General features: G+C 74.5%; 5 protein-coding genes and 1 pseudogene. All 6 read left to right on the top strand.

Features of this window, described 5'->3' with window-relative positions; translation table 11 throughout:
• Positions 1 to 1,016: PucR family transcriptional regulator (locus tag JNW98_RS32770; RefSeq protein ID WP_223771938.1), on the top strand; the 1,016-nt coding region annotated here is incomplete at its 5' end.
• A gap of 319 nt (positions 1,017 to 1,335) precedes the next feature.
• Positions 1,336 to 2,790: an aldehyde dehydrogenase family protein gene (locus JNW98_RS32775; RefSeq protein WP_223771939.1), complete on the top strand. Its 1,455-nt coding sequence runs from the start codon at positions 1,336 to 1,338 to the stop codon at positions 2,788 to 2,790.
• Positions 2,791 to 3,064: 274 nt separating this feature from the next.
• A complete protein-coding gene (locus tag JNW98_RS36760; RefSeq protein ID WP_223771940.1) occupies positions 3,065 to 4,312 on the top strand; it encodes a sensor histidine kinase in 1,248 nt (415 codons plus the stop codon).
• 21 nt (positions 4,313 to 4,333) lie between these two features.
• Complete coding sequence (locus JNW98_RS32785; RefSeq protein WP_223771941.1) at positions 4,334 to 5,029, top strand: response regulator; 696 nt, start codon at positions 4,334 to 4,336, stop codon at positions 5,027 to 5,029.
• 130 nt (positions 5,030 to 5,159) lie between these two features.
• Entirely contained in the window at positions 5,160 to 7,094 is a 1,935-nt protein-coding gene (locus JNW98_RS32790; RefSeq protein ID WP_223771942.1) for an acyl-CoA dehydrogenase family protein, read from the top strand.
• A gap of 74 nt (positions 7,095 to 7,168) precedes the next feature.
• Positions 7,169 to 7,537 (top strand): annotated as a pseudogene (locus tag JNW98_RS32795) (1-deoxy-D-xylulose-5-phosphate reductoisomerase); the annotation flags it as partial.

A 7,537-nucleotide genomic window follows, 5' to 3' on the forward strand; every position in this document is an offset into this window, starting at 1 on the left:
CCGACTGGGCCGCCCGGCGCGCCGCCCGCTTCGGCTCCGACGTGGAGCGGCTGCGCGGCCGGCCCGCGCCCGCCAGCGCCGTCGTCGCGCCGGAGGAGGGCGACGACCGCGTCGAGCTCCAGTCCCTCGGCACCGGCCGGCGCGCCCGCGGCGTCCTCGCCGTCGGCACGGGGGCGCCGCTGGGCACCCCCGAGCGGTACGCCGTGCACTCGGCCGTCGCCCTGCTCACCCTCGCCACCGAGCGCTCCCGCGCCCTCCAGGCCGCCGAGCAGCGGCTGGGCGCGGCGGTGCTGCGGATGCTGCTGTCCGGGGAGGCGGAGCACGCGCGGGCCGTCGCCGGCGAGCTCTACGGCTCCCTGCTCGACCGGCCCTTCCGCGTGCTGGTCGCCGAGCCGGTACCGGTGGAGGGTGCCGATCCGGACGCCGGTGACCCGCTCGCCGCCCTGGCCGACGCGGCGGAGGCGGCCGCGAGCCGGGCGGCGGAGCCGGTGCTCGCCGTGCCGGAGGAGGGGCGGCTCGTGCTGCTGGCGCCCGACGGCGGGGCCGCGGCCGGTGCCTGCGCGGGCGCCGCGCGCTCGGAGGGCGCCGGTGTCGCCCTCGGGCTGTCCGCCCCCGCCCTCGCCGCCGGTACCGCCGCCGCCCTCCGTCAGGCGGAGCAGGCGCTCTCCGTCGCCCGGCGTCGGGGGCGTCCTCTCGTCGAGCACGAGGACGTCGCCGCCGGGTCCGTGCTTCCTCTTCTCGCCGATGACGCGGTGCGGGCTTTCGCCGACGGGTTGCTGCGGGCGCTGCGGGCGCATGACGCGACCGGGCGGGGGGACCTCGTCGCTTCGCTGCGGGCTTGGCTGTCCCGGCATGGGCAGTGGGATGCGGCCGCTGCTGATCTGGGGGTGCATCGGCATACGTTGCGGTATCGGATGCGGCGGGTGGAGGAGATCCTGGGGCGGTCGCTGGATGATCCGGATGTGCGGATGGAGTTGTGGCTGGCGTTGAAGGCTTCGCCGCAGGCGGGGGAGTGAGCCCCGGCCCCGCCCCTTCGCCGTTTCCTGGGGCGATGCCCCAGACCCCCTGATCGCGGCTCCGCCGCTCGTCCTCAAACGCCGGACGGGCTGGGTTTAGCCGGTCCGGCGTTTGAGGACAGCGCCCGCAGGGCGCTTCGGGGGTGCGGGGGCTTGCCCCCGCAAGAAACGGTGAAAGGGCGGGACCGGGGCACCCCCACCCCGCCGATCCGGCGCGCCCACCCCCACCCACACTCCACCACGGACAAACCGCGCCCGCCGAACCGCCCCCTACCGTGGGGGAGCCAACATCCACCCCCACTTCGGAAGGGCCGGGCCCGTGACCGACACCCCCGCTCCGCACGCGTTCTGGCTGGCCGGCCGCAAGGCCACCGGCGAGGAGACCTTCGACGTCACGAACTCCTGGGACGGCCGCCTGGTCGGCACCGTGAGCGTGCCCACCGAGGCGCAGGTGGAGGAGGCCGTGGCCGCCGCGCACGCGGTGCGCGAGGAGTTCGCGGGGACGCCCGCGCACGTCCGTACGGCCGCCCTCGACCACGTCGCCAAGCGGCTGGGCGAGCGCGCCGAGGAGATCGCGCAGCTGATCTCGGCCGAGAACGGCAAGCCGATCAAGTGGGCGCGCGGCGAGGTCGGCCGTGCCGTCTCCGTCTTCCGGTGGGCCGCCGAGGAGGCGCGCCGCTTCAACGCGGGCGACGCGCAGCGCCTGGACACCGACCCCGGTTCCACCGGCCGCCTGGCCCTCACCCGCCGCTTCCCGCGCGGCGTCGTGCTCGGCATCGCGCCCTTCAACTTCCCGCTGAACCTGGCCGCGCACAAGGTCGCCCCGGCCATCGCGGTCGGCGCGCCGATCATCCTCAAGCCGGCCCCGGCGACCCCGCTGTCCTCGCTGATCCTGGGCGAGCTGCTGGCCGAGACCGAGCTGCCGGCCGGCTCCTGGAGCGTCCTGACGGTCCCCAACGACCGCATGCCCGCCCTCGTCCAGGACGAGCGGCTGCCGGTGATCTCGTTCACCGGCTCCGGCCCGGTCGGCTGGTCCATCCTGGACTCCGCGCCGCGCAAGCACGTCACCCTGGAGCTGGGCGGCAACGGCGCCGCCGTCGTCCTCGCCGACTGGTCCTCCGAGGCGGACCTGGACTGGGCGGCGCAGCGCATCGCCACCTTCTCCAACTACCAGGGCGGCCAGTCCTGCATCTCGGTGCAGCGCGTCATCGCCGACGCCTCGCTGTACGAGCGCCTGGTGCCGAAGGTCGTCGCGGCCGTCGAGGCACAGGTGACGGGCGACCCGTCGGACGCGGCCACCGACGTCGGCCCGCTGGTCAGCGAGGACGCCGCGAAGCGCGTCGAGTCCTGGGTGGACGAGGCCGTCGCCGCGGGCGCGAAGCTGCTCGCCGGCGGCAAGCGGGAGGGCGCGACGTACGCCCCGACCGTTCTGGCCGACGTTCCCGCCGGCGTGACCATCGCCTGCGAGGAGGTCTTCGGCCCGGTCTTGACCCTCACCAAGGCCGACGGCGAGGAGGCCGCCTTCGCGGCCGTCAACGACTCGCCCTACGGCCTCCAGGCGGGCGTCTTCACCCACGACCTCCAGACCGCCTTCCGCGCCCACCGCGCGCTGGAGACCGGCGGCGTGGTCATCGGCGACGTCCCGTCGTACCGCGCCGACCAGATGCCGTACGGCGGCGCCAAGCAGTCCGGCGTGGGCCGCGAGGGCGTCCGCTACGCGATGGACGACTACACCTACGAGCGCGTCCTCGTCCTGACGGGTCTCGCCCTGTAGCAAGCGGCAACACGCCAGTGCGCTCCGGGCCGACGCCCGGAGCGCACTGTTCCCCCGTGCCGTCGGCACGTTCCCCCGTGTTCCCCCGTGAAGCTCCGGGGTGCCGACGGGAACGACTCTAGGGAACGGGCGCGTGGGCCCCCATCCCCTGACCGGTTGAATCCCGGGTCAACCCCTGCGGTATCCCGGCACCCCTCCTCCACCCCCCGCGGCAGGCCGCACCGCCCGCGCCCGGCCGATGCCGTGCCGGTCTACGCGCCGGTACGCTGCGTCGGTGCGGACGGCAGGGGCGCGGACACGCGCGTGGATACGGGCGCTGGAACGGCGGTCCGCGGGCTGGCCGTTGTGGGTGCGGGACGCGCCGCTGGCGCTGTGCTGCACCGCCGCCACGCTGGTCTACGTCAGCACGCCGTCGCCCGCGAACGACCTGTGGGAGCGGCCCGACGCCCTGGCCTACGGGCTGATCTGCGTCATCAACCTGAGCCTGGCCGCCCGCCGGCTGGCACCCGTCCTCACCTTCGTGCTGACCAGCAGCCTGTGGATGGTGTTCGTCGCCGCCGGATACTGGCCGATCGTCAACAGCCTCTGCCCGATGGTGACGCTGTACGCGGTCGCGGCGAGCCGGCCCACGCCGGTGGCCCTGGTCTGCGGCGTCTGCTGCGCCGGGTGCGCGGTGCTCTCCTCGGTGATCGGCGACACCGACGACGTGGTCACCACGATCGCCCAGTCCGCGGTGATGCTCGGCATCATTCTGAAGTTCGGGGGCAACGCCCGCCAACTCGCCGAGCGCAACGCCGACCTGTCCGACCTGGCGGCCCAACTCCGCAGGGAACGCGAGGAGAACGCCCGCCGCGCCGTCGCCGAGGAGCGGGTCAGGATCGCCCGGGAGCTGCACGACGTGGTCGCCCACCACATGTCCGTGGTGTCGGTGCAGTCCGGACTCGCCCGCTATGTCTTCGCCAGCGATCCGGCCACCGCCCAGGACGCCCTGGGCACGATATCGGCCAGCAGCGGGGAGGCGCTGGAGGAGATGCGCCGGCTGCTCGCCGTCCTCCGGGTCGGCCCGGAGGACGGCGAGGGGAGCGGCCACCCGGAGGGCGACTGCCCGTACCACCCGATGCCGGGGCTGGACCGGCTGGAGGCGACCGTGGAACGGATGCGGGCGGTCGGCGTCCGCGTGGACCTGGAGGTCACGGGGGAGCGGCGGCCCCTCCCGGCCGGCCCCGACCTGTGCGCGTACCGCGTGGTCCAGGAGGCGCTGACCAACATCATCAAGCACGCGGGCTCCGCCGGCGCGCTGGTCCGCGTCGCCTTCCGGCCGCACGAACTGGAGCTGAGCGTCACCGACGACGGCCGGCCCGCGGGCCGGCGGCGGGGGAGCGTTCCGGCCAACCCCGTGCCGTCCGGCGGCCACGGATTGATCGGCATGCGCGAGCGCGCCAGGATCTACGGGGGAAGACTCGCGGCCGGCCCGCGGGCGGACGGCGGATTCGAGGTCCGGCTGACGCTTCCCCTGCAGTGACCGGCGGGAGCGGGACGGATCATGACCGGCGAGGACGGCGGCGCGGGCATACGGGTCCTCGTCGTGGACGACCAGGTGCTCATCCGGGCCGGCGTCGCGGCCCTGTTGCGCGCGGCCCCCGGCGTGACCGTCGCGGCCGAGGCCGCCGACGGGCAGGAGGCCGTCGACCTCGCCCTCGCGCACCACCCGGACGTCGTCCTCATGGACATCCGGATGCCCGGCCTCAGCGGCATCGCCGCCACCGAGCGCATCCTTGCCGCCGGCCTCGTCCCGGCGCCCAGGATCCTCGTCCTCACCACCTTCGACCTCGACGAGTACGTCTACGCCGCGCTACGCGCCGGCGCCTCCGGCTTCCTGCTCAAGGACGCCGGACCGCAGCGGCTGCTGGCCGCCGTCACCGCCGTGGCGGGCGGGGACACGCTCTTCTCGCCCAGCGTCACCCGCCGCCTCGTCGAGGCGTTCACCCGGCCGCGGGCCGAGCCCGCGCCCCCGCGGAGCGAGGCGCTCGACGCGCTCACCGGCCGCGAACGGGAGGTGCTGCGGCACACCGGGCGCGGCCTGTCCAACGTCGAGATCGCCACCGAGCTCGTCATCAGCGAGGCCACCGTCAAGACCCACCTCAACCGCGCCATGGCCAAACTCGGTCTGTGCAGCCGCGCCCAGGCCGTGGTCATCGCCTACGAGAGCGGCCTGGTGACGCCCGGCGCGCGGCACTGACGCGCGCCGCGGACGGCCGGAACCCTGCGCGCGGTCTGGTAGACACCCTGCGAATCGGGTACATACGGACCGGTAGCACCGGTCGGTATCGACCGGGACAACCGCGACGACTCAAGCGGCGAGGTGCCCCATGACCGCACCATCCGTACGGCCGGTCTCCGAGCGTGAAGCCCGCCGGGTCGCCGAGGCGGCCCGCGAACAGGGCTGGCAGAAGCCCAGTTTCGCCAAGGAACTCTTCCTCGGCAGGTTCCGGCTCGACCTGATCCACCCGTACCCGACGCCCGCGCCGGACGACGTGCGGCGCGGCGAGGAGTTCCTCGCCCGGCTGCGCGCGTTCTGCGAGACGAGCATCGACAGCGCCCGCATCGAACGCGAGGCGCGCATCCCCGACGAGACGGTCGCGGGCCTCAGGGAGCTCGGCGCCCTCGGGATGAAGATCGACGTCCGGTACGGCGGCCTCGGCCTCACCCAGGTGTACTACAACAAGGCCCTGATGCTGGTCGGCTCGGTCAGCCCGGTCGTCGGCGCGCTGCTCTCGGCCCACCAGTCCATCGGCGTCCCCCAGCCGCTGAAGATGTTCGGCACCCAGGAGCAGAAGGACACCTTCCTGCCCCGCTGCGCCCGCAGCGACATCTCGGCGTTCCTCCTCACCGAGCCGGACGTCGGCTCCGACCCGGCCCGGCTGGCCACCGCCGCCGTGCCCGACGGCGACGACTACGTCCTCGACGGCGTCAAGCTCTGGACCACCAACGGCGTCGTCGCCGACCTGCTGGTCGTCATGGCCCGGGTGCCGAAGAGCGAGGGCCACAAGGGCGGGATCACCGCCTTCGTCGTGGAGGCGGCGTCCGAGGGGATCACCGTCGAGAACCGCAACGCCTTCATGGGCCTGCGCGGCATCGAGAACGGCGTCACCCGCTTCCACCAGGTCCGGGTGCCGGCGGCGAACCGCATCGGTCCCGAGGGCGCCGGCCTGAAGATCGCGCTGACCACGCTGAACACCGGGCGGCTGTCCATCCCGGCGATGTGCGTCGGCGCCGGCAAATGGTGCCTGAAGATCGCCCGCGAGTGGTCCGCGGCCCGCGAGCAGTGGGGCAAGTCCGTCGCCCGCCACGAGGCCGTCGGCGCGAAGATCTCGTTCATCGCGGCCACCACCTTCGCCCTGGAGGCGATCGTCGACCTCTCCGGCCAGATGGCAGACGAGGACCGCAACGACATCCGCATCGAGGCCGCCCTCGCCAAGCTTTACGGCAGCGAGATGGGCTGGCTGATGACGGACGAGCTGATCCAGATCCGCGGCGGCCGGGGCTACGAGACCGCCGCCTCCCTCGCGGCCCGCGGCGAGCGCGCCGTCCCCGCCGAGCAGATGCTCCGCGACATGCGCATCAACCGGATCTTCGAGGGCTCCACCGAGATCATGCACCTGCTGATCGCCCGGGAGGCCGTCGACGCCCACCTGTCGGTCGCCGGTGACCTCATCGACCCCGAGAAGTCCCTGGGCGACAAGGCGCGGGCCGGCGCCCGGGCCGGCGGCTTCTACGCCCGCTGGCTGCCCAAGCTCGTCACGGGCCCGGGCCAGCTGCCGACCAGCTACGCCGAGTTCCACCCGGCCGGCCACACCGACCTCTCCGGACACCTGCGCTACGTCGAACGCGCCTCGCGCCGGCTCGCGCGCTCCACCTTCTACGCCATGTCCCGCTGGCAGGGGAGGCTGGAGACGAAGCAGGGCTTCCTGGGGCGCGTGGTGGACATCGGCGCCGAGCTCTTCGCCATGAGCGCGGCCTGCGTCCGGGCCGAGCAGCTGCGCACCCAGGGGGCGCACGGCCGGGAGGCGTACGGGCTCGCGGACGCCTTCTGCCGACAGGCGCGGATCCGCGCCGACGAGCTCTTCGCCCGGCTGTGGACCAACACCGACGCCCTCGACCGCCAGGTGGTGAACGCGGTGACGGCCGGGGCCTGCACCTGGCTGGAGGAGGGCGTCCTCGACCCGAGCGACGACGGACCCTGGATCGCCGACGCCACCCCGGGCCCGTCCAAGGCCGACAACGTCCACCGGCCGGTCCACTGACCCGAGCCCCTCCGGTCCGCCGGGACCGGAGGGGGCCTGGGTGCCCGCACCGCCCCAGCCCCCACAATGGGGGGATGACCGACTCCCTCGCTGACCCGCATCTGCGCTACTCCGCCCCCACGCACCGGAGCGGCGGCCCGCGCGAGATCGTGATCCTCGGCTCGACCGGCTCGATCGGGACCCAGGCCATCGATCTCGTGCTGCGCAACCCCGACCGGTTCCGGGTGACGGCCCTGTCCGCCGCCGGCGGCCGGGTCGAGCTGCTCGCCGAGCAGGCGCACCGGCTGGACGTGCGCGCGGTCGCCGTGGCGCGGGAGGAGACGGCCCCGGCCCTGCGGGCGGCGCTGGCCGCCCGCTACGGCGCCCGGCCGCTGCCCGAGGTGCTGGCGGGCCCGGACGCGGCCACCGAGCTGGCGCGCAGCGAGTGCCATACGGTCCTCAAC

Origin of the sequence: Streptomyces huiliensis, from assembly GCF_020037025.1 — a bacterium.
GTDB lineage: Bacteria > Actinomycetota > Actinomycetes > Streptomycetales > Streptomycetaceae > Streptomyces > Streptomyces huiliensis.

Bases quoted from the DNA above. Each gene is read 5' to 3' on its own strand.
- JNW98_RS32785 (WP_223771941.1), top strand. From the start codon at position 4,334: ATGACCGGCGAGGACGGCGGCGCGGGCATACGGGTCCTCGTCGTGGAC.
- JNW98_RS32790 (WP_223771942.1), top strand. From the start codon at position 5,160: ATGACCGCACCATCCGTACGGCCGGTCTCCGAGCGTGAAGCCCGCCGG.